This window comes from Novosphingobium sp. BW1, from assembly GCF_008107685.1.
Lineage (GTDB): Bacteria > Pseudomonadota > Alphaproteobacteria > Sphingomonadales > Sphingomonadaceae > Novosphingobium.
The window spans coordinates 102,919-127,936 of record NZ_VIRF01000058.1; the positions used below are offsets into that span (position 1 = coordinate 102,919).

Below are 25,018 nucleotides of genomic sequence, written 5' to 3' on the forward strand. Positions count from 1 at the left end.
CCCGCAATCAAGTGCGGTGCGACGCGAAGTTGGGATTAAGTGGTCAGGCTTCCTCGGCGCCGCGCATCATCGCGACGATGCCGGTGCGGCCCACTTCGACAAGGCCCAGTTCGCGCATGATGGCGATGAAGCTGTCGATTTTCTCCGGGCTGCCGGTCAGCTCGAAGACGAAGCTGGAGGTGGTGGTGTCCACCGCCTTGGCGCGGAACACGTCGGCGACGCGCAGCGCCTCGACGCGCTTCTCGCCCACGCCCGCCACCTTGATGAGCGCGAGTTCGCGCTGGACATGCGGACCCGCTTCGGTGAGGTCGACCACCTTGTGCACGGGCACGAGGCGTTCGAGCTGCGCGTGGATCTGGTCGATCTGGCTTGGCGGGCCGTGGGTGACGATGGTGATCCGGCTGACCGAGTGGTTCTCGGTGATGTCGGCCACGGTCAGGCTGTCGATGTTGTAGCCGCGCGCCGTGAACAGGCCCGCGATCTTGGCAAGGATACCGGCTTCGTTGTCGACCATGACGGTCAGGACGTGCCGCTCCTCAGCCTCTTGCTTAATCTGCATCATTGTCCGTATTCCTGGGTTCGCGGCCGGCTCAGACGAGCGCCTTGGCGGCATCGTCAAGGGTGCCGGCAACGGCGTCGCCGTAAAGGATCATCTCGGTATGCGCCGCGCCCGAGGGTATCATCGGGAAGCAGTTCGATTCCTTGGCCACGCGGCAATCGACGATGACCGGGCCCTGATAGGCGATCATTTCCTCGATGCCAGCGTCGAGCTGGCTTTCGTTCTCGATGCGGATACCCTTCCAGCCGTAGGCTTCGGCCAGCGTCACGAAGTCGGGCAGGCTGCTCGAATAGGAATTCGAGTAGCGGCTCTCATACGTGAGCTCTTGCCACTGACGCACCATGCCCATCCATTCGTTGTTGAGAATGAACACCTTGACCGGCAAGCGGTACTGGCTGGCCGTGCCCATTTCCTGGATGTTCATCTGGATAGAGGCGTCGCCCGCGATGTCGATGACAAGGCTGTCCGGGTTGCCGAGCTGCGCGCCGATGGCGGCCGGCAGGCCGTAGCCCATGGTGCCAAGGCCTCCCGAGGTCAGCCACTTGTTGGGGCCGAAGAAGTGAAAGTACTGCGCCGCCCACATCTGGTGCTGGCCGACTTCCGTGGCAATGATCGGGTCCTTCGCCTTGGTCAGCTCGAACAGGCGCTCGACCGCGTGCTGGGGCATGATCGCGGCGGTGTTGCCGGGATAGGCCAGACTGTTGCGTTCGCGCCAGGTGTCGATCCGGGCCTTCCAGCCCGAAAGGTCCTGCGGCGTGCGGGTTCCCCAGGCCTCGAGAAGTTGGCTCAGGATCTCGCCGCAGTCGCCGACGAGCGGCAAGTCGACGGGCACGATCTTGTTGATCGACGCACGGTCGATGTCGATGTGGATTTTCTTCGAGTTGGGCGCGAAGGCGTCGAGACGCCCGGTCACGCGGTCATCGAAGCGCGCGCCGACACAGACAATGAGGTCGGCCTGGTTCATTGCCAGGTTGGCCTCGTAGGTGCCGTGCATGCCCAGCATGCCGAGCCAGTCTGCGTGGCCGGCCGGGAATGCGCCCAGGCCCATCAGGGTAGAGGTGACGGGCGCGCCGGTCTTGGCCTGCAACTCGCGCAGCAGCGCAGTGGCGTGCGGGCCCGAGTTGATGACGCCGCCGCCGGTGTAGAGCACGGGCGCGCGGGCTGAGGCGATCATCTCGATCGCTTCGGCGATCTCGTTGGTGTCCGCGCGTAGGCGGGGCACGTAACGATCGCGGCGCTGGACGGGCGCGTCGCTCCAGGTGGCGGTGGCAACCTGAACGTTCTTGGGAATGTCGATGAGGACCGGGCCGGGGCGGCCGGTCGTCGCGATCTGGAACGCCTCGTCGATGACCGCGGCAAGATCGGCCGGGTCCTTCACGAGGTAGTTGTGCTTGGTGCAGTGGCGCGAGATGCCGACCGTGTCGGCTTCCTGGAAGCCGTCCGAGCCGATCAGGTTGGTCGCGACCTGGCCCGAGATGACGACAAGCGGGATCGAATCCATGTACGCGTCGGCAATGCCGGTGATGGCGTTCGTCGCGCCGGGGCCCGAGGTAACCAGCACAACGCCGGGCTTGCCGGTCGAACGGGCATAGCCTTCGGCTGCGTGGGCCGCGCCGGCTTCGTGCCGCACAAGGATATGACGCAGGCGTTCATCGCCGAATAGGGCATCGTAGATCGGTAGAACCGCACCGCCGGGATAGCCGAATACGAATTCGACGCCCTGCCGGACCAGGCTTTCGACCAGGATGTTCGCGCCGCTGCGCTCGTCACTCACAACACGTTCCTTTTTGCCTCAGGGCCCCAAAAATCCGGGGGCCGCGAGATGGATAAGTCAGGAGGGTTTTCCTCCAAAGAAGCGGACCCGGCACGGCAATTGCCGCGCCGGGTCATCCTCTCCTCCGAGCCCAACTTCCGAGGGCTTGACGAGGCAGCCTTTAGGCATTGCGAAATATCACGTCAACCCAAAACGTCGAAATAAAATATCGCAAATGGACTTTAGGGTGTAATTTTCAGATTCAATCCGCGGCCAGTCTTCCGGAGGCTGGTGGCGTAGCCAGGTGAACTGGCGCTTGGCGTAGCGGCGGGTTGCCTGTGCGCCGCGCGCGATAGCCTCCTTGCGCGTGATTTCGCCGCGCAGGTGGGTAGCCAGATCGGGGACGCCGATTGCGCGCATTGCGGGCAGGTCAGGATCAAGCTCGCGTGCCAGGAGAGCTTCGACCTCGGCGAGGGCGCCCGCCTCTACCATACGCTCGAAGCGCAGATCGCAGCGTTCGTAGAGCCATGGTCGTTCGGGCATGAGGATGGCCGGGAAGAGAGTAATCTGATCGGCGATCCCGCCTTCCTTGCGTTCCTGCCAATGGGCAAGGGGCCGGCCGGTCGAGCGCACGACTTCGAGGGAGCGCGCTACGCGGGTGGTGTCTGCCGGGGCGAGTTGCGCGGCGCGCTCCGGGTCTTCGCGCGAAAGCGCGGTGTGCGCTTCGGCGACGTGGAGGGCGCGCACCGCCTCGCGCACGGCGGGGGCGATGGCCGGGATGGGGGCGATGCCGTCAAGCAGGGTGCGTATATAAAGGCCGGTGCCGCCGACGAGGATCGGGACGGCACCGCGTTCATGGGCCTCGGTAATTTCCGTGCGGGCGGCCTTGGCCCAGTCGGCGGCGGAGCAGGCCGTGGCCGCGTCCCAGGTGCCAAACAGGCGGTGCGTGATCCCGCCGCGCTCTTCCTCGGTCGGACAGGCACTCAGGATCGGGATATCGGCGTAGACTTGCGAGGCATCGGCGTTGAGGACAACGGCTGTGCGGCCGCGTTTCTCCAGCTCCCGGGCCAGTGCCACCGCACAATCGCTCTTGCCGCTGGCCGTCGGCCCTGCAATGAGCGCCAGCGGCGGCCGGTCCCCGGCCTTGGAATCATATTTCGCATCAAGGAATTTGGCAGTGCTCATCGCCCGGCTGATAGCAGACGCAGAAAATCTATCGGCAAAAATCGACACCGTGCGTGCCGAGATAGAGAAGGGCGGGGTGCGCCTTGCCTCGGCGGCGATGCTCGACTTCTGTGACAAGACGCTCCAGATTGCCTCGCCCGACGATGGTGCGGATGTCCTGCGCGGTGCGCTCGATGCGCATTTCGGCGCGAGCGATGGCTTGGTAACCGACCACGAGCCGCTCCTGCCCAAGGTCTTCATCTCGGATATGGATTCGACGATGATCGGCCAGGAATGCATCGACGAGCTGGGCGACTTCGCCGGTCTCAAGGAGCGGATTGCGGACATCACCGAGCGCGCCATGCAGGGTGAGCTTGATTTCGAATCGGCGCTGCGCGAGCGCGTGGGCCTTCTTGCGGGTCTGCGCGAGAATGCGGTCGACGATTGCCTTGCCGAGCGCATTCGTCCGATGCCGGGCGCCAAGACGCTGGTCGAGACACTCAAGAAGTTTGGCTGTCGCACCGTGCTCGTCACCGGTGGCTTCCACCACTTCGCCGATCCCATTGCGGCGATGCTGGGGTTCGAGCATGTGGTGGGTAACCGTCTCGCGGTTGCCGATGGCAAGCTGACCGGCGAACTGGACGGGCCCGTGGTCGACAGTTCGGTCAAGAAGGCTACTTTGCTGGCTGAACTCGCGGCTGTTGCGGGCGAAGGCGGCGACTTCGTGCCCAGCCTCGCGACGGGCGATGGCGCCAATGACATTCCGATGCTTGAAGCCTCCACCTATGGTATCGCCTACCACGCCAAGCCCAAGGCGCGCCTAGCGGCCAACGGTTGGATCGACCGCGGCGACCTCACCGATGTCCTGCGCCTTCTGGGCATTGACGAGCAGGACTGGGTCCACGGCTGAGTTTTCAAGGCGCCCCCGAAGGAGGACGTCCGCCGGGCCCGTGCCTGCACATGTCGCGCAGATGTGACGTTTTTCCTGCGCCTGCGGGGGATTAATCGCTTGCAAACGCAGCTATGGTGGTTGGACCGCACCTTGACGGTCAAGGCACGGGACGCGCGGAATTTATGCCCTTTGGTGGCGGTTGGATTGCAGAAAGCGGACATGGGCCACGAAAGGACTGGCTAGATTCCATATCCTGGCGGCCCGAGACCGAAATGGAGATCCGTGTCGACGTGCGCAAGCGCGTCGGCGTGATCGCCCGGGATATCCTGAACGCCCAGCCCTCCGGCCTTGCTGAAGCGCGTCATGTTGTCGAGCAGATCGAGCGCTGGCTGCGCGAAAACCGCCAGGACATCCTGGTCTCTGTGCACGACCATTGCGGTTGGCAGGGCGTGCGTTCGTATGCGCTCGCGGTGGCATGCTTGATGATGAATTTCGCACATCACGCCGGACACACGCGCGATTACGTCTTGGAAATGGGGCTTGCGGGTCTCCTCCACAACATCGGTAAGCTGACGATCCCGGCGGAAATTCTCGACAAGCCAGGGCGTCTTGATGCGGTTCAGGCGCAGATCATGCGTGGCCATGCCGAAAGTGGCGATCAGCTTCTGGAGCGCTGGGGCCTTGCGAGTTCGATGGTGGTTGCGGCCAGTCGCCATCACTACGAAAAGCTGGATGGCAGCGGATATCCGGTGGGGCTGGTCACGAAGCACATTGCCGAACCGGTTCGGGCCGCCCCGATCTGCGATGTTTACGACGCTCTGATCTCAAGCCGCAGCTACAAACCGGTCTGGTCAAGCGCCATGGCTCTGGACGAGATGTGCCGCACACGTGGCAACTTCGATCCGGATCTACTGGCCGTTTTTGCTAGAAGCCTGAGACCAGCAATGCTCTGAACTTCTGGGCTCTGAACTTCTGGCAGTGCCAAAACGCAGACCGCCCCCGAACCTTGCGGTGCGGGGGCGGCCGTAAACTATGTTTCCTGAAGGAAAACCGATCAGGCTTCCATCCAGTTCTTGAAGAAGGCCTCGTTGACGCGGCGCAGTTCGGTGACTTCGACGCCCGCGACGGTGGAGCCGCCAACGCTGCCGATTTTCTCGGCACCCGGGATTTCGGTGCCGGCGGGGGCTGTCACGACATAGCGCGACTGGTCCTCACCAAAGGCTTCTGCGGTGGTCAGTTCCCCTTCGATTGTGCAGCCAAGGCCGCTTGCCAGCGCCATTTCGGCCAGCGCGACGAGAAGGCCGCCATCCGAGATGTCGTGGACGGCGTTGACCGTACCTGCTGCGATCAGGCCGCGCACGGTGCCGCCATTCGCGGCCTCGAGCTTGAGGTCGACCCTGGGTGCGTCGCCCGCTTCCTTACCCGCGATGGTCTTGAGCCAGAGCGACTGACCAAGGTGCGAGCCCTTGCCGCCGACGAGCCAGATTGCATCGCCTTCGCTCTTGAACGAAATGGTGGCCATCGCGTCGTGGTCGGAAAGGAGGCCGACGCCGCCGATCGCGGGCGTGGGCAGGATCGCCGAGCCGCCGCCGGTGGCCTTCGATTCGTTGTAGAGCGACACGTTGCCCGACACGATAGGGTAGTCGAGCGCGCGACAGGCATCGCCCATGCCGTTCAGGCAGCCCACGATCTGCGCCATGATTTCCGGGCGCTGCGGGTTCGCGAAGTTGAGGCAATTGGTGATCGCCAGCGGCAGGCCGCCTACGGCCGAGATGTTGCGGTAGGTCTCGGCAACGGCTTGCTTGCCGCCTTCATAAGGGTCGGCGTAGCAGTAGCGCGGGCTGCAGTCGGTGCTGATCGCGAGCGCCTTCTTCGTGCCGTGCACGCGCACGACCGCAGCGTCGCCGCCCGACTTCTGGATCGTGTCGGCCCCGACTTGGCTGTCGTATTGCTGCCAAATCCACGCGCGCGAGGCGAGGTCGGCCGAGCCGATGAGCGTGGTGAGGTCTGCGCCCAGATCGGTCGTCGCGGGCACGTCGCCCATTGCGGGAACCGCCGCCCAGGTCTTGTAGTCCTCAGCCGAGGCATAGGGGCGCTGGTATTCCGGCGCGTCGTCGGCCAGGGGCCCAAGCGGAATGTCGCAGACAACGTCGCCGTCGAATTCGAGGACCATGTGGCCGGTGTCGGTGACTTCGCCGATGACCGCGAAGTCGAGTTCCCATTTCTTGAAGATAGCTTCGGCCATGGCTTCCTTGCCGGGCTTGAGCACCATGAGCATACGCTCCTGGCTCTCGCTGAGCATCATCTCGTAGGGCGTCATCGCCTCTTCACGGCAGGGCACCATGTTCATGTCGAGGCGGATGCCTGCGCCGCCCTTGCTGGCCATCTCGACCGAGGACGAGGTGAGGCCCGCCGCGCCCATGTCCTGGATCGCGACAATGGCGTCGGTCGCCATGAGCTCGAGGCAGGCCTCGATCAGCAGCTTCTCGGTGAAAGGGTCGCCAACCTGCACGGTGGGGCGCTTTTCCTCGGACTTCTCGTCGAAGTCGGCTGAGGCCATGGTCGCACCGTGGATACCGTCGCGGCCGGTCTTCGAGCCGACATAGACGATGGGGTTACCAAGGCCGGTCGCGGCGCAGTAGAAAATCTTGTCGGTGTCTGCGACGCCCACGGTCATCGCGTTGACGAGGATGTTGCCGTCGTAGGCCTTGTGGAAGTTGGTCTCGCCGCCAACTGTCGGGACGCCTACGCAGTTGCCGTAGCCACCGATGCCCGAGACCACGCCCTGCACGAGGTGCTTCATCTTGGGGTGTTCGGGGCGGCCGAAGCGCAGCGCGTTCATGTTCGCGACCGGGCGTGCGCCCATTGTGAAGACGTCGCGCAGGATGCCGCCGACGCCCGTCGCCGCGCCCTGGTAGGGTTCGATGTACGAGGGGTGGTTGTGGCTTTCCATCTTGAAGATGGCGGCCTGCCCATCGCCGATGTCGATCACGCCCGCGTTCTCGCCCGGGCCGCAGATGACCCAGGGAGCCTCGGTCGGGAGTTGCTTTAAATGGAAGCGGCTCGACTTGTACGAGCAGTGCTCGGACCACATGACCGAGAAGATGCCGAGTTCAAGGAGATTGGGCACGCGGCCCATCGCGTTCACGACACGCTCGTACTCTTCGGGGCTGAGGCCATGCGCCTCGACGACGTCAGGGGTGATTTCGCTCATGCGCACGGCCCTTAGCCATGTCGGTACGCGCTTGCTAGTCTCCAATATCGCGCAGCCGCCCTTTGATGCACGAGTTGCCTGTCGGAAGAGGGCTGTGTGACCTTGACCCTCGTGCCGGGCAGCGCCATTGCTTGGCGCATGGATGCCCAGACACCCGAACTCGACACGCTCAGCTTCGAAGACGCGCTGCGCGAACTGGAAACCATTGTGCGCCAGCTGGAAAGCGGTGAAGTGCCGCTGGAGGATTCGATCTCGCTCTATGAAAAGGGTGAGAAGCTGCGTCAGCACTGCCAGAAGCGGCTCGATGCCGCCCAGGCCCGGATCGAGAAGATCGTGACCGGGGCCGACGGTGCGCCCGCCTCGACCCAGCCTTTCGACACGCCGGAGCGCTGAGACGTGGGAGATGGGGCTTTGGGCGATTCGCTGCTGAAAGAGGCGCTGGTCGCGATTGCGGGCGAAGTGGACGGCGCCTTCGATGCGCTGCTGCCAGTTTCCGACGACGCGCGTGCGCGTCTCTACGAGGCGATGCGCTATGCCGCGATAGGCGGGGGCAAGCGACTGCGTCCGCTGCTGCTGACGGCGGTCGCGGGCATGTACGGTGTTCAGCGTGAGGCGGCGATCCGTGCAGCCATCGCGCTCGAATCGATCCACGTCTACTCGCTGATCCATGATGATCTGCCGTGCATGGACGATGATGCCCTGCGCCACGGCAAGCCGACCCTGCACCTGGCCTTCGACGAATCGGCTGCTGTGCTGGCCGGCGATTCCCTGCACGACTTTGCCTTCGAGGTGCTGTCCGATCCGGCTACGAGCGCCGATCCCTTCACCCGCATCGAACTGGTGCGCGTGCTGGCGACCTCCAGCGGTGCAGAAGGCATGGCGGGCGGTCAGATGATGGATCTGGTGGCCGAAACTTCCGAATTCGACCTGCACACGATCACGCGCCTGCAGCAACTCAAGACCGGAGCCCTGCTTGGCGCGGCGGTGGAGATGGGGGCGATCCTGGGACATGTTCCGCCCGAGGGACGTACGCACCTGCGCAGCTATGCCCGCGACATCGGGCTGGCCTTCCAGATTGCGGACGACCTCATCGATCACGAGGGTGATGCCGAAGTGGCGGGCAAGGCCGTGGGCAAGGATGCCGATGCCGGCAAGGCCACGTTCGTCTCGCTGATGGGTGCGGACCGCGCGCGCGAACAGGCGCGCATGCTGGTGGAACAGGCCGTCGGGCACCTTTCGGGGCATGGCGAGGAAGCCGATCTTCTGCGCTGCGTTGCGCGCTATATCGTCGAGCGCGACCACTGATTTTCTCGCGCAACGCAGCGCGCATCAAGGCAGGAAGCCGCGGCCCGCGAGCCGCATGGAGGAAGCCGAAATGACTGAGACCCGGACTGCGGAGCGCGTGGGCGTCTATCCCGGCACGTTCGATCCGATCACGCTGGGCCATGCCGACATCATCCGGCGCGGCGCGAAACTCGTGGATCGCTTGATCATCGGGGTGACGACCAATCCGTCGAAGAACCCGATGTTCACGCCTGAAGAGCGCATGGCGATGGTCGAACGCGAGGTAAAGCATCTGGGCGTCGAGAACGTCACGGTGGTCGCCTTCAATGCGCTTCTGATGAAGTTCGCGCGCAAGCAGAACGCTACGATCATCCTCAGAGGCCTGCGCGCCGTCGCGGACTTTGAGTACGAGTACCAAATGGCCGGCATGAACCAGCAGCTCGATCCCGACATCGAGACCGTGTTCCTGATGGCTGATGTCAGCCTGCAGCCGATCGCCTCCAAGCTGGTCAAGGAAATCGCGCTGTTCGGAGGCGACATCACCAAGTTCGTGAGCCCGGCTGTCCGCGAGGACGTGATCGCCCGGATCGACGCGCGAGGGCGCCTCGGCGACTACTGAGCGCGGGGCTTCCCGCTAAATCATTCATTGTTCCGACAGCGAGAGGGTTCTATCGCCCCAGCCAAGGATCGGTTTTCGAGCTTGTGAGTAATCCATGAAATTTCGCCATACCGTTGCCGCGCTGATGCTGGGTGCCACCGTGCTTGCCAGCCCGCCCGCGCTTGCCAAGGACAAGGACGTCGCTGCCACCGAGGCTCCGGCGAAGCTGCCCACCAAGATCGACCTGGACCCGAGCCACGATCCGCAGAACGTACTCGTCCTCGATCTCAGCAACGGGGGGCGCGTGCTCATCCGTCTCGTGCCGGAATGGGCGCCCCACCATGTTGAGCGCGTGAGCAAGCTGGCCCGTGAAGGCTTCTACGACGGTTTGATCTTTCACCGCGTGATCGATGGCTTCATGGCGCAGACCGGAGATCCGACGGGCACTGGGCAGGGCGGCTCTGACCTTCCCGACCTGGAAGCCGAATTCAATGCGATGCCGCACGTGCGCGGCTCGGTTGCGATGGCGCGCACCAACGATCCCAACAGCGCGAACAGCCAGTTCTTCATCGTGTTCTATCCGCGCTTCGCGCTCGATCACAAGTACACCGTGTTCGGCCGCGTCATCGCGGGGATGAATTACGTTGATGCGATCCACCGCGGCGAGCCGCCAGAGGATCCCACGAAGATCGTCCAGGCCTCGCTTTTCTCCGAGCACAAGCCCAAGCCTGCGGCGCCCGCTCCGGCGGTGACCGAGGATACGCCCGTCACGCTCGACGACCTCAACAACTCAACCTCGCAGTAGGAGGGGCAGGGAGCTTGCATCTTGCCGCAGGCGCGTTTCGCGTCTAGCGGCTGCCCGTCATGCGAGTAGACCTTTTCGATTTCGACCTCCCGACGGAGAATATCGCGCTGCGCCCATCCAAGCCCCGCGACGCGGCGCGTTTTCTCGTGGCTGATGGCGATGCACCGCTCGCCGACCGTATCGTGCGCGAGCTTCCTGAGGTCCTCGCCCCGGGCGATATCCTGGTTTTCAATGATACCCGCGTCATTCCCGCCCAACTTGAAGGCCGCCGCGGTGAGGCCCGCATCGGCGCGACCCTGCACAAACGGCTCGACCTGCGCCGGTGGCAGGCCTTCGTGCGCAACGGCAAGCGGCTGAAGGCGGGCGACCGCATCGAATTTCCCTCCGAGGTCGAGGCTGTTGCCGAAGAGCGTTGGGACGATGGTAGCTGGACGCTCGCCTTCCAGGGCGAAGATCCGGTCGAGATCCTGCTCGAGCGCGCGGGACGCATGCCGCTTCCTCCCTACATCGCGGGTAAGCGCGACACCGACGAGGCGGACAAAAACGACTACCAGACCATGTTCGCGCGCGAGAAGGGGGCTGTCGCTGCACCCACGGCCGCGCTCCACTTCACGCCCGAATTGGTCGCGAAACTCGATGCCGTGGGCATCGGGCGTGAGACGCTCACGCTTCATGTCGGGGCGGGCACCTTTCTTCCGGTCAAGGCAGACGACACTGCCGAGCATCAGATGCATTCCGAATGGGGCCGGATCGATGCCGAGACGGCCGATCGCCTCAACGCCGCGCGCGCAGCGGGCGGGCGCATCATCGCTGTTGGCACGACTAGCCTGCGGCTTCTGGAAAGCGCGACCGGCGAGGATGGCGTGATCCGTCCCTTCGAGGGTGACACCGCGATCTTCATTACACCGGGCTATCGCTTCAAGGCGATTGACGGGCTGATGACCAACTTCCACCTGCCCAAGTCCACGCTGTTCATGCTGGTTTCGGCGCTGATGGGGCTGGAGAAGATGCAGGCGGTGTATGCCCACGCTATCGAGCACGGCTACCGCTTCTACAGCTACGGCGATTCCAGCCTCCTGATTCCGGGCGCGCAGGCCTGATCTCTTTTTTGTCCGGCAATTGGGGCCTGGGGGCTTGGAAGCGCGGGGGCTTCCACCCATGTTCCCGGCCATGCAGGACATTCTCGAAATCGAGGGTCTGACAAAGACCTATGACGGGGGCTTCACCGCGCTGAACGGTGTCGACCTGACCATTCGCAAGGGCGAGATCTTCGCGCTCCTGGGACCCAACGGGGCGGGCAAGACCACGCTGATTGGCGCGGTCTGCGGCCTAGTCCAGCCAAGCTCGGGCACGATCCGGGCCTTTGGTGAGGACATGGGGCGCCACTGGCGCACCCTGCGCCGCCGCATCGGGCTCGTCCCCCAGGAACTGGCCACCGATATGTTCGAGACGGTGCTCCACACCGTGAACTATTCGCGGGGCCTGTTCGGCCTTGCGCCGGATGCGGCGCGGGTGGAGCAAATCTTGCGCACGCTCAGCCTGTGGGACAAGCGCGAAGAATCACTCAGCGCTCTTTCAGGCGGCATGAAGCGCCGCGTCCTTATCGCCAAGGCGCTCGCCCACGATCCTGAATTGCTGTTCCTCGATGAGCCGACCGCGGGCGTGGACGTGGAACTGCGCCGCGACATGTGGACGCACATTGCGGCGCTGCGCGAGCAGGGCACCACGATCATCCTCACCACCCACTACATAGAGGAGGCCGAGGAAATGGCCGACCGTGTGGGCATCATCCAGAAGGGCCGTATCCGCATGGTCGAGGAGACCCGCGCGATGATGGCCCGGCTCGGCCGCACTGAAGCGGTGTTCACGCTGGCAGCGCCGATCAGCGCCATCCCCGAGGGGCTTTCCGGCCATTCGCTGAGCCTCGCCGAGGATGGCGGCGCGCTTGTCTACCGTGGCGGCGATGGCACCGGCCAGGGCAAATCCGAGGTTGCCGCGCTCACCAAGGCGCTGATTGCCCACAAGGTCGATTACACTGCCATCGACATCCGCGAATCCAATCTGGAGGAGATTTTCGTGAACCTCCTCGAAAACCAGTCCGACACGGGAGAGGGTGCATGAGCCTGTTCAACGCCCGCAGCGCGTGGACCATCTACAAGCATGAACTCGCGCGCGCCTTGCGCACCGCGCTCCAGTCGATCATCGCGCCGCTGCTCTCGACGATGCTCTACTTCGTCGTCTTCGGAGCGGCCATTGGTGGCCGCATGGAGTCCGGCCTTGAGGGTGTCGACTACGGTGCTTTCATCGTACCCGGCCTGCTCATGCTCACACTCCTGAGCGAGAGCACGGCAAACGGCGCTTTTGGTATCTACATGCCGCGTTTTACCGGCGCGATCTACGAGCTGCTCTCGGCCCCCGTCGGCTTTGCCGAGACCCTTGTTGGTTTCGTCGGCGCGGCGGCGACCAAGTCGCTGGTTCTTGCCGCCATCATCGTGGGGACTGCGCGCTTCTTCGTTGACTATACGATCGTCCATCCTGTGCTGGTGCTCTGTTTTGTCCTGCTCGTCTCGGCCTCGTTCTCGCTCTTCGGGTTCATCCTCGGGATCTGGGCCAAGAGCTTCGAGCAGGTGGGCATGGTGCCTTCGCTGTTCGTGATGCCGCTGACGTTCCTGGGGGGAACCTTCTATTCAATCAACCTCCTGCCTGAGCCCTGGCGTTCGGTGGCTTTGTTCAATCCTATGGTCTATCTCGTGAACGGCCTGCGCTGGTGCTTTTATGGCCAGGCGGATTTCCCGGTGATCGTTTCGCTTCTCATGGCGCTCGGCTTCCTGGCTCTTTGCATTGCAATTATTGCACGAATCTTTGCAACGGGCTGGCGTTTGCGTTCTTGATTACGTAACCATCGCCAATGCCTTTTCGCTTCCGGTCAAGCATCGTCCTTCCCGTTGTCCTGCTTAGCGCTCCGGCCTTCGCGCAAGATGAGCCCCCGGAGGGCAGCGCCGTGGACTGGGACGTCATCGCAATGCCCGATCCCATCCCCCCCCGGCCTGTTTTCGTTTCGCTTCCGACCTTCGTGGAGCCGATCCCCTTCGTCGATGCCGACCGACCGAGCTTGCCGCGCAACGTGCGCGCCATGCTTGAGGAATCGATGAAGGGAGACGAGGACGCCGAGGTAGATGCGGTCGTAAAGTTCGCGATCAAGGTGCAACCCTGGTTCAGGGACGAGATCCGGGGCATGCATAAGAGTTACCGCGATCGCCGTGCGGCCGAGGAACGCGCCAAGTTCGAGGCAAAGCAGCGCCGCATCCGGCAGGCTGGTATTCTCCAGCTCTGGCAAGGGCAAATCGAACTCGGCGGTTTTCGCAATACCGGCAATACTGACAACTTCGGTGTGACGGGGGGTATGAAGATCGACCGTCAAGGGATCGAGTGGCAGCACACGATCACCGCGAGCGCGAATTATCAGGAGACCGAAGGCCGAGCTACGAACAACAAGTATCTCCTTGCCTACCAGCCGCGCTACACGTTGCATGAAGGCTACTTCATTTATTCGCGCGCGCAGTATGAAAAGGACCCGATTTCGGGTTTTGACAACCGTTTCTCGCTCTCGGGCGGTCTCGGTCGACGACTGATCAATTCCGGCACCATGACGCTGTCGGTCGAAGCAGGCCCGGCGATGCGTCTGATCGACTATGTCGATCAGCCTAGCGAAACCCAGTATTCGGCTCTCATGTCGCTGGATTTCGCTTGGAAGCTCAATGATACGGTCAAGCTCTCGCAGGTTGCCAGCGGATATGTGAGCACGGAAAACAATACCTTCACTTCGCTCACCGCGCTTGAAACCGCAATGACCGATCACATCAAGCTTAAGCTTTCCTACAATTTCGAGCACGAGACCGCACCTGCGACCGGAACGCTCAAGACCGATACGACCTCGAGCTTTTCACTGGTCTACGGTTTCTGATGGGCACGGAGCGGTTGGTTCGCCGTGGTTTTTCCGCACCATCAGATAATTCCATCTGGCGGGAAAATGCTCTAACGGGCGGGGTATGAAACCGCGTTTCCAGTTTTCGATCCACGCCCGCGACGGTCGGGCCCGTACCGGCGTCATCCAGATGCGTCGGGGCGAGATCCGCACGCCCGCCTTCATGCCTGTGGGCACCGCTGCCACGGTCAAGGCGATGAAGCCGCAGGACGTGCGTGCGGCCGGGGCCGACATCATCCTTGGCAACACCTACCACCTCATGCTCCGGCCCGGGGCGGAGCGCATGGCGCGCCTGGGGGGGCTTCACAAGTTCATGAACTGGGACCGCCCGATCCTGACCGATAGCGGCGGTTATCAGGTGATGAGCCTCTCGGACCTGCGCAAGATCACCGAGGAAGGCGTGACCTTCGCCAGCCACCTTGACGGTTCGCGCCACATGCTCAGCCCCGAGCGCTCGATGGAGATCCAGCGCCTGCTCGGTTCCGACATCGTTATGGCCTTTGACGAATGCCCCAAGATCGATCAACCGCGCGATGTCATCGCGCGCTCGATGGAAATGTCGATGCGCTGGGCCAAGCGCAGCCGGGATGGCTTCGACAGCGGCGAGGAGCACGCGGAGCGTTCGGCGCTCTTTGGCATCCAGCAGGGCGCGCTCGATGAGGGGCTGCGCAAGGCCAGCGCCGATGCGCTCGTCGACATCGGCTTCGATGGCTACGCAATTGGCGGCCTTGCCGTAGGCGAGGGGCAGGAAGCGATGTTCGCAACGCTTGAATTCGCGCCGCAGCAACTGCCCGAGGATCGTCCACGTTACCTCATGGGCGTCGGCAAGCCCGACGATCTGGTTGGCGCGGTCGAACGTGGGGTCGACATGTTCGATTGTGTGCTGCCCACCCGCTCGGGACGCAATGGCCAGGCGTTCACCTGGAACGGTCCCCTCAACATGCGCAATGCGCGCCATGCTGAGGACACCGGGCCTGTCGATGAACGCTGCGGTTGCCCGGTATGCCACACCTATTCCCGGGCCTACCTGCACCACCTCATCCGCTCGGGCGAGATGCTTGGCGCGATGCTACTGACCGAGCACAACATCTGGTTCTACCAGCAGCTCATGCAGGGCATGCGCGATGCGATTGCAGAGCAGCGCTTCGATATTTTCGCCGCCGATTTCCGGCGCGATTACTTCGCCAATCGCAAATAGCGCCTCAGGCGCCCCTGCCTGTTGCCACGCGCCGCAGTACGGCGCCCCATACGATGAGATCGAGCCCGGAGATCGCCGCCGGGCTTAGCCGCTCCCCGAAGATCAGAAGGCCAAGCAGGAACGCGCCGAGCGTTCCGGTCCCGGTCCAGGCGGCATAAGGCCGCGGCAAGCGGGATTGCGCGCATGGGAAGGGCCAGCAGCCAGAAGCTGCCGAGCACGGAGAGACGTCCCATGTGCTGATCCCGTCTTCGGTGCTTTTGAGAAAATAGATTCAGACAGTCCCGAGCAGATCGGTGAGTACAACGCAAATCCATGCCATGCGGCAGCCTCCTGTGTGCTGCCGGGCCGTCCCGGTTTTGTCGCGCCCTGCTTATGCGGGGTGAAGGTCGTACTTGCAGGGCTTTGGCTAATGTCTGTCCGGCCTGGCGTTGATGGCAGGCGACCTTGCTCTTACTGGTGCGCGACCAGCAGCCGGCCAGCGTGCTAAGCGCCGGGCCGATGTCGCGCTGGGAGACGGTAAAGCACCCGAGGCTGTGCCCCATGCGTCCGGTGTGGCGGGCCATGTCCGTCAAGACGCAGGAAGCGCCGTGGATAACGATGGCGCGGGGATAGGCCATCGAATTCTCGGGGTCGATCCCGTGGACCCGGCGCGAGCGGCCATGCTTGTGAGAGTAGGTTTCCCCGATCAGGAAGCTGCCCTCGCACGATGCGTTCGATCCTGGCCGGTTGGGTTCGAGAAGCACTGGAGCATGCCGGCATTAGCCGGGCCTGAGCCCTGGCCGTGCGCGACGTGAAAATCCGCGATGACGCGGCCATTGCCGATATCGACAAGGCTGAAGCGCGTATTACCGGAGAGGGCGCTGAAATCCGCAAGCTCCACGATGTCGCGTTGGCGCACGCGCGCTCCATGGGTGTCGAACGCGGCCTTTGCTTGGCCAAGTTCGCGCGACATCCGGCGGCTGGGAGTGGCTGCAAAAGAGATGGGCGAGGCCAGACCATACCGACTACGCGCAGGCCTGTCATCGCGGGCAAGGTCTCGTCCCCGTCTCCCGGGCCGAGGTGCGCGGGGTCATTTTCAATCCCTGGTGGAACATTCCGCAGAGCATCCTGCGCGAGAACACCGGGCGGTTCCCGGCCAGCAAGGGCTATATCCACACGGGCGGTCGCTGGCACCAGAAGCCGGGGCCGAACAACGCGCCGGGCCAGATGAAGCTCGACATGCCAACCCCTACAGCGTCTACATGCACGACCCGCCAGGCAGGCGCGGTTCGAGCGCGAGGTGCGGTTCGAGCGCGAGGTGCGCGCCTTCAGCCAAGGCTGCATCCGCACCGGGGATGCGCTCGTCTTTGCGGCGACCTTATTGGAGGGCGCAGCCACGCGTTCTGAGATCGACGCGATGCGCGAATGGAGGCCGCCGTGGATTCATCCGCAGGTTACATTGCCGGAGACCGAGCGCGCCCAAAGCGGTTAAAGGTCTTTTGCTGGACAAGGCGGGGCCGTGCCCGGACATTCGCTTGGTTCCGTCCCGCGATTCGCAGGTCCGGACACGTTCTCCAGCGGGATGAGGAGAGACAGCCCGGATGACCACGATAGCCATTGTCAGCCAGAAAGGCGGGTCGGGCAAGACGACGCTCGCTCTCCACATTGCCGCCAGCGCGGTTTACGCGGGCAACCAGGTCCAGGTGATCGACACCGATCCCCAGGCGACTGCCGCCGCCTGGGGAGACTGGCGCGGCGAGTTCCTGCCGGAAGTCATCACCTGTCCGCCGGTTCGCCTTTTCAGCACGATCGAGCGGGCCAAGCGTGGCGGCGCCGAGGTGATCGTGATCGACACACCGCCCCATGGCGACACCGCTTCGCGCGAGGCCGTGCGCGTGGCCGACATCGTGCTTGTTCCCTCCAAGGCGCGGGCTTTTGATCTGCATGCGCTGGAGGCCACGGCAGGGCTCATGGCCTATGCCTCCAAGCCGGCCCATGTTGTCTTCAACGCCGTGCCCGCGCGCGCGACCCGGATGCTTGAGGAGGCGGCCGAGGCCGCGCGTAACCTCGGGCTTTCGGTCAGTCCCCACCACTTCGGCGAACGCGCCGCCTTTCACCGCAGCGCCGGAAGCGGCGAAGTCGCGCGGGAGATCGAACCTGAAGGCAAGGCGGCGCGGGAAGTCGATGCCTTGTGGGGCTGGATCTGTGAACAGGTGGGCATGCCACCGGGCGAATAGTGCGCTATCTGCGCAACTCTTCCCTGAAATTACTTTGTATTAAATCTCGGCAACTTGACCGCCTCATTGGACGCTCGCATAGTCCCTCTCCGTCATAGGAAAATGAGGGGTTCCGGCGTGGTCATGAGAGGTTTACGTGCGCTCGTGTCCGGGCTGTTTTTGAGCTCGGCGATGGCGGCGGCCGTGCCGCTGCAGGCACAGGCGCAGTCCGGGGAGAGTGCAGAAGATCTTGCCGCGCGGTTCGGGGCACTGGAGGATATAATCCAGATCAGCCTGTCACCGGACGGAACCAAGATCGCCTTCATCTCTCCGCGCAAGGGTGGCCGTGTACTTGAAGTCGCGAACCTTGCCGAGGGCGGTTTCCCGACTGCGATCACCAGTGTCCCGAGCGATGAAGGGGAACTGCGTTTCTGCAAATGGTCCACCAACGTGCGCCTGGTCTGCCAAGTGCACTACATCGTGGACTATGCCGGGCAGCTTGCGGGTTTCACCCGGATCTTTGGGCTGGACGATGACGGCACGAATGCGATGCTTTTGTCGAACACGAAATCCCTGCGGGCGCGTACGTTCTTCCAGAACGGGGGAAGCGTGATTGATTGGGATGTTGACGATGAGCCTGGGCGCGTTCTGATGACCAAGGTATTCGTGCCGGAAAATACCATCGGCACCCGCCTTGCGAACGAGGAAGCGGGCCTTGGTGTCGAAATGGTCGACACGATCAAGGGGCGCCGCCGCCGGGTCGAGAAGCCCGACGAATTTGCGACGGGGTACATGACCGATGGTCATGGAACAATTCGCGTCAAAAGCCGCTAGCAATCGGGAGCAACGGGGCTGCTCAAGCCGAGCGAGGATTTTTTCTACCGCACGCCGGGCGACTGGGAATGGCAGTGGCTTTCAAGTTGGGGCGGACCGGAAGAGGAGGGGGGCCTGCGCTTCGAGCCGCTGGCGGTTGATGGCAAGAGCAACCGCGCCTTCGGATTTGCGTGGGAGAACGGGCATCGCGGCCTCTACGCGGTCGCGCTCGATGGTTCGCTGGCACGCGAAAAGCTCTTTGCAGCGGATGACGTCGACATTGACGGCCTCATCCGCATCGGTCGCGACAAACGAGTTGTCGGTCTCACTTATGCGCGCGAACGACGCGAGCAGGTCTATTTCGATCCCGAGATGGAGGCGCTGTCAAAGGCATTGGCCTCGGCCTTGCCCGGAGAAGTGGCCGTTGGTGTCATCGATGCCGACCGTGAGGAGAAGAATCTGCTGCTGGGCGTGACCGGGGACACCGAACCCGGCATGCTCTACCTCTTCAACAAGGCTGAGCGCCGCCTCGAAGAGGTCCTCCCGGTGCGGCCCAAGTTGGCCGATCTGGAACTGGCCGCGATGAAGCCCGTCATGTTTCCGGCCGGCGACGGGGTGCAGATCCCCGGCTATCTGACCCTTCCGCCCGGCAGCACGGGCCGAAATCTGCCCGCGATCGTCATGCCGCACGGCGGGCCGAGCGCGCGCGACGAGTGGGGTTTCGACTGGATGGTCCAGTTCTTTGCCGCACGCGGCTTCGCCGTTCTCCAACCCAATTACCGCGGTTCCGCCGGTTACGGTTCGGATTGGTACAAGGAAAATGGGTTCAAGTAGTGGAAGACGGCCATTGGCGATGTCAACGACGCCGGGCGCTGGCTGGTCGCCCAGGGTATCGCCGCGCCGGACAAGCTGGCGATCTTCGGGTGGTCTTATGGTGGCTATGCCGCGCTTCAGAGCGTTGTGCTCGACCCGGATCTGTTCAAGGCCGTTGTAGCCGTCGCGCCGGTGACGGATTTCGCGATGCTCAGTAACGAGTCCGAAGGCTTTACCAACGCGGCGCTGGTGCGTCAGTACATTGGTAGTGGTCCGCACATCCGCGAAGGCTCACCCGCTCAGAACGTGGGGAAGATCAAGGCCCCGGTCCTGATGTTCCACGGAACACTCGACCAGAATGTGGGTGTGCGCGAAAGCCAGGTCATGGCGAAGAAGCTGGAGCAGGCGGGCAAGTCTGTTCACTATGTCGAGATCGATGGCCTCGATCACTACCTTTTCAGCAGCGAAGCGCGCACGCAGCTTTTGGCCGCCAGCGATGCCTTCCTGCACAAGGAGCTGAAGCTCGACTGAGCGATGGTTTCCCTCAGGGAGCGGAGCCGAGCGCGAGTTCGGCCTCGTCTTCTTCAAGGTACGTGTCGATGTAGGCGACGAAGCGGCCGGTCAGTTCATCCCGAAACCCCGCGCCGATATCGCAGGCATGGCGCTGCGCGGTCTCGAGATCGGGGTACCATTTGCCGGTGCGGTGCGGGGTGATGTAGCGAAAGCGGGTCATAGCTTCTGCGCAATACACGAGGCCTGTGAAGGTTCCGCTATTTCGCGATGAAATGACGCAGCTTTTCCGTGGGTTGCTACGAAAAAAGGGCGGCCCCGAAGGACCGCCCTTTCCGAAAGAATTTCGTTCCCGAAGGAGCCGAACTCTTAGCGCGAGTAGAACTCGACGACGAGGTTCGGTTCCATCTTCACCGGGTAGGGGACTTCGTCGAGCGTGGGCACGCGGACGAAGGTCACCTTGTCGCCTTCCGAAGCAACATAGTCGGGAATCTCGCGCTCGGGCAGAGCCTGAGCTTCGATGACGAGAGCCATTTCCTTGGCCTTCTCACCGAGCGAGATCACGTCACCCACGCGGATACGACGCGAAGCGATGTTGCACTTCACACCGTTGACGCGGATGTGGCCGTGCGAGACGATCTGGCGAGCCGCGAAGATGGTCGGCGCGAACTTGGCGCGGTAGACGACCATGTCCAGGCGCTGCTCCAGAAGACCGATCAGGTTCATGCCGGTGTCGCCCTTCATCGAGGACGCTTCCTGGTAGGTGCGCTTGAACTGCTTCTCGGTTACGTCGCCGTAGTAGCCCTTGAGCTTCTGCTTGGCGCGCAGCTGAAGACCGTAGTCCGACAGCTTGCCCTTGCGGCGCTGACCGTGCTGGCCCGGGCCGTAGCTGCGGCGGTTGACCGAGCTCTTGGGACGGCCCCAGATGTTCTCGCCCATGCGGCGATCGAGTTTGTACTTAGCGCTCTTACGCTTCGACATAACGTTTCTTTCCGTTCTGCTGCCGCCTGTGCCACCGTGGCAAGGCGATCCCTAGTTTCCCGGAGCGCACCATCCGGCCATGAAATGCCGGATGCGGCCGCCGCTTCACCGGGGTGCGGGGCCGAAGGAGGCGCCAACTCTCGAAAGGGAAGGCGTCCCGTGAAGCGCTGGCCCTTACGCGATACAGGCGCAAAGTCAAGCGCAAACGCCCGCCAAGGTATGCGGAGACTTGTCCTGTGCGCCCTACAGTGCCTCGAGCGAGCCAGCCATGCCCATCGTGGCCAGATCAAAGGGGGTGGTCTGGTAGATCGCGTTGATCCAGTTGCCGACCAAGAGGTGCCCGTGGGCCCGCCACGAATTGAGGGGACGGCGGCTCGGGTTGTCTTCCGGGAAGTAGCGGTGCGGCAGCTGCGCGCCGCCGTCGCGGAAGAACTCGTTGGCAAGCGTCTCGGTATCGTACTCCAGATGGTTGAACATATGGAGCATGCGGTGGGCGGGGTCATCGACAAGGCACGGACCCGTGACCGGGTTTGAGGCTAGCACCTCAAGCCGCTCGGCGGCGTTCAGCGCGTCGGGGCAGACTTCGGTCCAGCGCGAGACGGGCACGTTGAAGACATCGGCAAAGCCACGCAGGAAGGGCGAGGCGGGGGCGTGGACTTCGTGCGGGTAAAGGCCGTAGGCCTTGGCGTCGAGCACGCGCTTGGGGATGCCATGGAAATGGTAGAGCGCGGCTTGAGCTGCCCAGCAGATGGTCAGCGTGCGGTGAACGTTGGTCTGGGTCCAGGCGAGGATCTGGCGCAGCTCCTCCCAGTAGTTCACCTCTTCGTAGGGCATGCGCTCGACCGGGGCGCCGGTGATGATGAAGCCGTCGAAGCGTTCCTCGCGCACGTCCTCCCAGGGCCGGTAGAAGGCTTCCATGTGGTTCTGGGCGGTGTTGCGCGAGACATGGTCGGTCATGCGCACCAGCGTCAGTTCGATCTGCAGCGGGGTGGCGCCCAAAAGGCGCGCGAGCTGGGTCTCGGTGCGTACCTTGTCGGGCATGAGGTTGAGCAGCCCGATCTGCAGTGGGCGAATGTCCTGACGCACCGCGTCAGCCTCGCCCATGACCGTCACGCCCTCGGCTTCAAGGGTCTGTCTTGCGGGCAGGTCGTCGGGGATCTTGATCGGCATTTTAACGTCGTACTCCTGGGCAGGAGCGACGCGAAATGTGGCGTGTCCGTTTGCTTGCCGGGACGGCCACATCCTCCTTGCGGAGTACCACCTTGCCCGGAACGGCAGGTTGGCGTTGGGCGTCGCCCCAACTCTTGATGCTGGATGTGCCCATACACCCAGCCGCGCAAAAGCAAAACGGGATTTTGCGCGAAGCCGGTTGAATATGGGTGAGCGGGCGATGCAGGATAGGGCGCAACGCCCGAAGGGGCTTGTCAGCCTTCGCCGCGTGGCCGCCGGGCCTTCTCGAGCGAGGAGAGGACACCACGCATGGTACGCACTTCCAGGTGGTTCCACGCGGGCTTGGTGAGGAGGTTGCGCAAGGTGAGGCGGTTGGCTTCGGCGCGGGTTTCCGGCCAGAAGTAATTTTTGGGCTCGAGCAGCTTCTCGAAGTGGCCGATGAGCCCTTCCAGTTCGTTCTGCGGGGCAGGGGGCAGGACCTCTTCCTGCGTGGGCTGGGTGAGGCCTGCGCCCTTCGACCATTCATAGGCGCATAGAATTACGGCCTGCGCGAGGTTAAGCGAGGCAAATTCCGGATTGATCGGGACGGTCAGGATCGAGCGGGCGAGCGCTACGTCCTCGGTTTCCAGCCCGGAACGTTCCGGGCCGAACACGAAGGCCGAACGGCCCGGTTCGGCGTAGATTTCGCCCGCGGCTTCTTCGGGCGTCACCACGCGTTTGGTCACCCCGCGCTTGCGCACGGTGGTGGCATAGACATTGGTGCAGTCGGTCACCGCGTCGGCCAGCGTCTCGTAGACGTGCGCATCTTCGAGGATGACGTTGGCGCCCGCCGCAGCGGGGCCCGCTGAAGGGTTGGGCCAGCCGTCGCGGGGCGAAACGAGGCGCATTTCGGTGAGCCCGAAATTCAGCATGGCGCGCGCGGCCTTGCCGATGTTTTCGCCCAGCTGCGGGCGGACAAGCACGACGATGGGCTTGCGGTCCTCTGGGACGGTGCCGAACGTCGGCGTGGAAAAGGAGGGGGTATCAGTCATTCTGGGTGTCGCCTGTCGCCACGTCGCGCACGGTCCCAGCGAACTCCTCGAAGTCGCGGGCCTCGTTGAAGGCGCGGTACACAGACGCAAAGCGGATGTAGGCGACCGAGTCGAGCTGGCGCAGGCCGTCCATCACCATCTCGCCGATTTCGCGCGAGTGGATTTCGGCGTCGCCGGTGGTTTCGATCTGGCGCTGGACGCCCGAGACGAGCTGGTCGATCCGCTCGCGGTCTATCCTGCGCTTGCGGCAGGCGAGCGAGACCGATTTCTCGATCTTGAGGCGGTCGAAGGGCTCGCGCCGTTCCTCGCCTTCCTCACCGGACTTGAGCACCGTGATCTCACGCAGCTGCACCCGCTCGAACGTGGTGAAGCGCGCGCCGCAGCTGGAGCACTGGCGGCGGCGGCGGATCGCGGCGTTGTCCTCGGCCGGACGGCTGTCCTTTACCTGGGAATCGTCATGGGCGCAGAAAGGGCAGCGCATTCGAGCCTATCGTTTCAAAAAAGGGGAGAGGGCGCGGCCTCAGTCGGGCCGCACACGCTTGTAGAACTTGTATCCGGCGCCTGCGGCAAGCCCGAGGCCCACCGAGACAAAGGGCAGGGCCGCGCCTGCCACCGCGCCCAGCGCCCCCCAGACAAGAACCGGCCGGGTTGAGGGATGGTCGAGGCCATCGCGCAGCATTCCGGAAAGTTCAAGGCGTGCATCGGTCACGAAGTCGCCGGTGTCGTTGGGGCGCTGGGGGTCGGTCATGTTTTAGTCCTCGTAGATCGGGAAGCGGTCACACAAGGCTTCTACGCGCGCGCGCACGTTCTGTTCCACCTGCGCGTCGCCTTCTTCGCCGCACTTGGCGAGACCGTCGAGGACATCTGCGACCATGTTGCCGATTTCACGGAATTCATCCGGGCCGAAACCACGGGTCGTGCCCGCCGGCGTGCCAACGCGGATGCCGCTGGTCTTCATCGGCGGCAGCGGGTCGAAGGGGATGCCGTTCTTGTTGCAGGTGATGCCCGCACGCTCGAGCGCTTCGTCCGCGTCCTTGCCGGTCACGCCAAGCGGCGAGAGGTCGACGAGAGCCACGTGGGTGTCGGTGCCGCCCGAGACGATCGCTGCGCCGCGCTCCTTGAGCGTGTCGGCGAGGACCTTCGCGTTCTCGATCACCTTGGCCGCGTAGTCCTTGAACTCAGGGCGCAGAGCTTCACCGAAGGCCACCGCCTTGGCGGCGATGACGTGCATCAGCGGGCCACCCTGGAGACCGGGGAAGACCGCCGAGTTGATCTTCTTGGCGAGCTTCTCGTCGTTGGTGAGGATCATGCCGCCGCGCGGACCGCGCAGGGTCTTGTGCGTGGTGGTGGTGGCGATGTGCGCGTAGGGGAAGGGCGAGGGGTGCAGACCTGCTGCGACCAGACCTGCGAAGTGGGCCATGTCTACCTGGAAGATGGCACCCACGCTGTCGGCGATTTCGCGCATGCGCTTGAAGTCGATCACGCGCGGATAGGCTGAGCCGCCTGCGATGATGAGCTTGGGCTGGTGCTCGCTCGCCAGCTTCTGGACCTCGTCGTAGTCGATGAGGTGGGTGTCCTTGGTCACGCCATACTGGACCGCGTTGAACCACTTGCCCGACAGCGCCGCGCGGGCGCCGTGGGTGAGGTGGCCACCGGCATCGAGGCTCATGCCCAGGATCGTGTCGCCAGGCTTAACCGTGGCGAGGAGGACCGCACCGTTGGCCTGCGCACCCGAGTGCGGCTGGACGTTGGCGAATTCGCAGCCGAAAAGTTCCTTGGCGCGCTCGATGGCGAGGCTCTCGACCACGTCCGAGGGTTCACAGCCCTGGTAGTAGCGCTTGCCCGGGTAGCCTTCGGCGTACTTGTTGGTGAGCACCGAGCCCTGCGCCTCGAGGACGGCCTTGGAGACGATGTTTTCCGACGCGATCAGTTCGATCTGCTTGCGTTCGCGCTTCAGCTCCTTGCCGATGGCAGCGGCGATGGCGGGATCGCTGTCGGCCACGCTGTCGGTGAAGAAGCCGGGGGAACGGATTGCGGTTTCAACGGTCATGTT

General features: G+C 63.7%; 27 protein-coding genes, 2 pseudogenes and 1 riboswitch. Of the genes and pseudogenes, 15 read left to right on the forward strand and 14 right to left on the reverse strand.

Going from position 1 to position 25,018, the window contains the following annotated elements; all coding sequences use genetic code 11:
- Positions 1-43: 43 nt before the first annotated feature.
- From ilvN to miaA, 3 genes are all read right to left on the reverse strand, one after another.
- Complete coding sequence (gene ilvN / locus FMM79_RS05515; protein WP_371710864.1) at positions 44-562, reverse strand: acetolactate synthase small subunit; 519 nt, start codon at positions 560-562, stop codon at positions 44-46.
- A 28-nt stretch (positions 563-590) separates the two neighbouring features.
- Positions 591-2,333, reverse strand: a complete 1,743-nt coding sequence (ilvB, locus tag FMM79_RS05520; protein WP_148626532.1) for a biosynthetic-type acetolactate synthase large subunit — start codon at positions 2,331-2,333, stop codon at positions 591-593.
- A 177-nt stretch (positions 2,334-2,510) separates the two neighbouring features.
- Positions 2,511-3,497 carry a tRNA (adenosine(37)-N6)-dimethylallyltransferase MiaA gene (gene miaA, locus FMM79_RS05525; protein WP_148626533.1) on the reverse strand — a complete coding sequence of 329 codons (987 nt, stop codon included), beginning with the start codon at positions 3,495-3,497 and terminating at the stop codon, positions 2,511-2,513.
- Here miaA and serB point away from each other — a divergent pair.
- Both serB and FMM79_RS05535 read left to right on the forward strand, forming a co-directional pair.
- Complete coding sequence (gene serB, locus FMM79_RS05530; RefSeq protein ID WP_148626534.1) at positions 3,490-4,386, forward strand: phosphoserine phosphatase SerB; 897 nt, start codon at positions 3,490-3,492, stop codon at positions 4,384-4,386. The two genes, miaA and serB, sit on opposite strands and share 8 nt — an antisense overlap.
- Before the next feature lie 254 nt (positions 4,387-4,640).
- A complete protein-coding gene (locus FMM79_RS05535; RefSeq protein ID WP_162528448.1) occupies positions 4,641-5,321 on the forward strand; it encodes an HD-GYP domain-containing protein in 681 nt (226 codons plus the stop codon).
- 101 nt (positions 5,322-5,422) lie between these two features.
- On the opposite strand, the gene purL is transcribed toward FMM79_RS05535, so the two are convergent.
- On the reverse strand, positions 5,423-7,582 hold the full coding sequence (purL, locus tag FMM79_RS05540; protein ID WP_148626536.1) for a phosphoribosylformylglycinamidine synthase subunit PurL: 2,160 nt from the start codon (positions 7,580-7,582) through the stop codon (positions 5,423-5,425).
- A 138-nt stretch (positions 7,583-7,720) separates the two neighbouring features.
- Between purL and FMM79_RS05545 the strand changes: the two genes are divergently transcribed.
- From FMM79_RS05545 to tgt, 9 genes are all read left to right on the forward strand, one after another.
- The gene (locus tag FMM79_RS05545) at positions 7,721-7,975 is read left to right on the forward strand and encodes an exodeoxyribonuclease VII small subunit (protein WP_148626793.1); all 255 of its coding nucleotides are present in this window, start codon (positions 7,721-7,723) and stop codon (positions 7,973-7,975) included.
- Between the two features lie 18 nt (positions 7,976-7,993).
- Positions 7,994-8,887 (forward strand): polyprenyl synthetase family protein, encoded by an 894-nt coding sequence (locus FMM79_RS05550; protein ID WP_371710865.1) that lies wholly within the window; start codon positions 7,994-7,996, stop codon positions 8,885-8,887.
- Between the two features lie 70 nt (positions 8,888-8,957).
- Complete coding sequence (coaD, locus tag FMM79_RS05555) at positions 8,958-9,485, forward strand: pantetheine-phosphate adenylyltransferase (RefSeq protein ID WP_148626538.1); 528 nt, start codon at positions 8,958-8,960, stop codon at positions 9,483-9,485.
- Between the two features lie 94 nt (positions 9,486-9,579).
- Positions 9,580-10,269, forward strand: a complete 690-nt coding sequence (locus FMM79_RS05560; RefSeq protein WP_148626539.1) for a peptidylprolyl isomerase — start codon at positions 9,580-9,582, stop codon at positions 10,267-10,269.
- A gap of 59 nt (positions 10,270-10,328) precedes the next feature.
- Positions 10,329-11,369, forward strand: coding sequence for a tRNA preQ1(34) S-adenosylmethionine ribosyltransferase-isomerase QueA (queA, locus tag FMM79_RS05565; protein WP_148626540.1), 1,041 nt, complete (start codon positions 10,329-10,331; stop codon positions 11,367-11,369).
- 58 nt (positions 11,370-11,427) lie between these two features.
- Positions 11,428-12,390: an ABC transporter ATP-binding protein gene (locus FMM79_RS05570; protein ID WP_371710866.1), complete on the forward strand. Its 963-nt coding sequence runs from the start codon at positions 11,428-11,430 to the stop codon at positions 12,388-12,390.
- Complete coding sequence (locus FMM79_RS05575) at positions 12,387-13,160, forward strand: ABC transporter permease (RefSeq protein ID WP_148626542.1); 774 nt, start codon at positions 12,387-12,389, stop codon at positions 13,158-13,160. The genes FMM79_RS05570 and FMM79_RS05575 overlap by 4 nt, the downstream gene beginning before the upstream one ends.
- A 110-nt stretch (positions 13,161-13,270) precedes the next feature.
- On the forward strand, positions 13,271-14,233 hold the full coding sequence (locus tag FMM79_RS05580; protein ID WP_240339003.1) for a YdiY family protein: 963 nt from the start codon (positions 13,271-13,273) through the stop codon (positions 14,231-14,233).
- Positions 14,234-14,318: 85 nt separating this feature from the next.
- Positions 14,319-15,452, forward strand: a complete 1,134-nt coding sequence (gene tgt, locus FMM79_RS05585; RefSeq protein ID WP_148626544.1) for a tRNA guanosine(34) transglycosylase Tgt — start codon at positions 14,319-14,321, stop codon at positions 15,450-15,452.
- A 4-nt stretch (positions 15,453-15,456) separates the two neighbouring features.
- On the opposite strand, the gene FMM79_RS21825 is transcribed toward tgt, so the two are convergent.
- The 3 genes and pseudogenes from FMM79_RS21825 to FMM79_RS21835 form a co-directional block, all read right to left on the reverse strand.
- On the reverse strand, positions 15,457-15,621 hold the full coding sequence (locus FMM79_RS21825) for an SMR family transporter (RefSeq protein ID WP_240339004.1): 165 nt from the start codon (positions 15,619-15,621) through the stop codon (positions 15,457-15,459).
- A gap of 370 nt (positions 15,622-15,991) precedes the next feature.
- Positions 15,992-16,195: pseudogene (locus FMM79_RS21830) on the reverse strand (murein L,D-transpeptidase catalytic domain-containing protein); the annotation flags it as partial.
- Positions 16,138-16,350, reverse strand: a complete 213-nt coding sequence (locus FMM79_RS21835) for a murein L,D-transpeptidase catalytic domain-containing protein (RefSeq protein WP_240339005.1) — start codon at positions 16,348-16,350, stop codon at positions 16,138-16,140. The pseudogene FMM79_RS21830 and the gene FMM79_RS21835, both read right to left, overlap by 58 nt.
- Positions 16,351-16,731: 381 nt before the next feature.
- On the opposite strand from FMM79_RS21835, the gene FMM79_RS05600 reads away from it, so the two are divergent.
- The 4 genes and pseudogenes from FMM79_RS05600 (at position 16,732) to FMM79_RS21845 (ending at position 19,804) form a co-directional block, all read left to right on the forward strand.
- The gene (locus FMM79_RS05600; protein WP_148626545.1) at positions 16,732-16,923 is read left to right on the forward strand and encodes a hypothetical protein; all 192 of its coding nucleotides are present in this window, start codon (positions 16,732-16,734) and stop codon (positions 16,921-16,923) included.
- A 109-nt stretch (positions 16,924-17,032) separates the two neighbouring features.
- Positions 17,033-17,668 (forward strand): ParA family protein, encoded by a 636-nt coding sequence (locus FMM79_RS05605; RefSeq protein ID WP_148626546.1) that lies wholly within the window; start codon positions 17,033-17,035, stop codon positions 17,666-17,668.
- Between the two features lie 123 nt (positions 17,669-17,791).
- Positions 17,792-18,481, forward strand: coding sequence for a hypothetical protein (locus tag FMM79_RS21840; RefSeq protein ID WP_240339006.1), 690 nt, complete (start codon positions 17,792-17,794; stop codon positions 18,479-18,481).
- 660 nt (positions 18,482-19,141) lie between these two features.
- Positions 19,142-19,804, forward strand: a pseudogene (locus FMM79_RS21845) (alpha/beta hydrolase family protein).
- A 13-nt stretch (positions 19,805-19,817) separates the two neighbouring features.
- Here FMM79_RS21845 and FMM79_RS05615 read toward each other — a convergent pair.
- The 7 genes from FMM79_RS05615 to glyA all read right to left on the reverse strand — a co-directional run bounded on the left by FMM79_RS05615 (position 19,818) and on the right by glyA (position 25,015).
- Entirely contained in the window at positions 19,818-20,006 is a 189-nt protein-coding gene (locus FMM79_RS05615) for a hypothetical protein (protein WP_148626547.1), read from the reverse strand.
- Between the two features lie 146 nt (positions 20,007-20,152).
- On the reverse strand, positions 20,153-20,764 hold the full coding sequence (gene rpsD / locus FMM79_RS05620) for a 30S ribosomal protein S4 (RefSeq protein WP_148626548.1): 612 nt from the start codon (positions 20,762-20,764) through the stop codon (positions 20,153-20,155).
- 243 nt (positions 20,765-21,007) lie between these two features.
- Complete coding sequence (metA, locus tag FMM79_RS05625; protein WP_148626549.1) at positions 21,008-21,934, reverse strand: homoserine O-succinyltransferase; 927 nt, start codon at positions 21,932-21,934, stop codon at positions 21,008-21,010.
- Positions 21,935-21,974: 40 nt separating this feature from the next.
- A riboswitch (SAM-I-IV-variant riboswitch) is annotated at positions 21,975-22,080 on the reverse strand.
- Between the two features lie 108 nt (positions 22,081-22,188).
- Positions 22,189-22,965 carry an RNA methyltransferase gene (locus tag FMM79_RS05630; protein WP_148626550.1) on the reverse strand — a complete coding sequence of 259 codons (777 nt, stop codon included), beginning with the start codon at positions 22,963-22,965 and terminating at the stop codon, positions 22,189-22,191.
- The gene (gene nrdR, locus FMM79_RS05635; protein WP_039393889.1) at positions 22,958-23,446 is read right to left on the reverse strand and encodes a transcriptional regulator NrdR; all 489 of its coding nucleotides are present in this window, start codon (positions 23,444-23,446) and stop codon (positions 22,958-22,960) included. Before nrdR ends, FMM79_RS05630 begins: the two co-directional genes overlap by 8 nt.
- A 39-nt stretch (positions 23,447-23,485) precedes the next feature.
- Positions 23,486-23,713 (reverse strand): hypothetical protein, encoded by a 228-nt coding sequence (locus tag FMM79_RS05640; protein WP_039393887.1) that lies wholly within the window; start codon positions 23,711-23,713, stop codon positions 23,486-23,488.
- Positions 23,714-23,716: 3 nt separating this feature from the next.
- On the reverse strand, positions 23,717-25,015 hold the full coding sequence (gene glyA / locus FMM79_RS05645) for a serine hydroxymethyltransferase (protein WP_148626551.1): 1,299 nt from the start codon (positions 25,013-25,015) through the stop codon (positions 23,717-23,719).
- Positions 25,016-25,018: the final 3 nt, after the last annotated feature.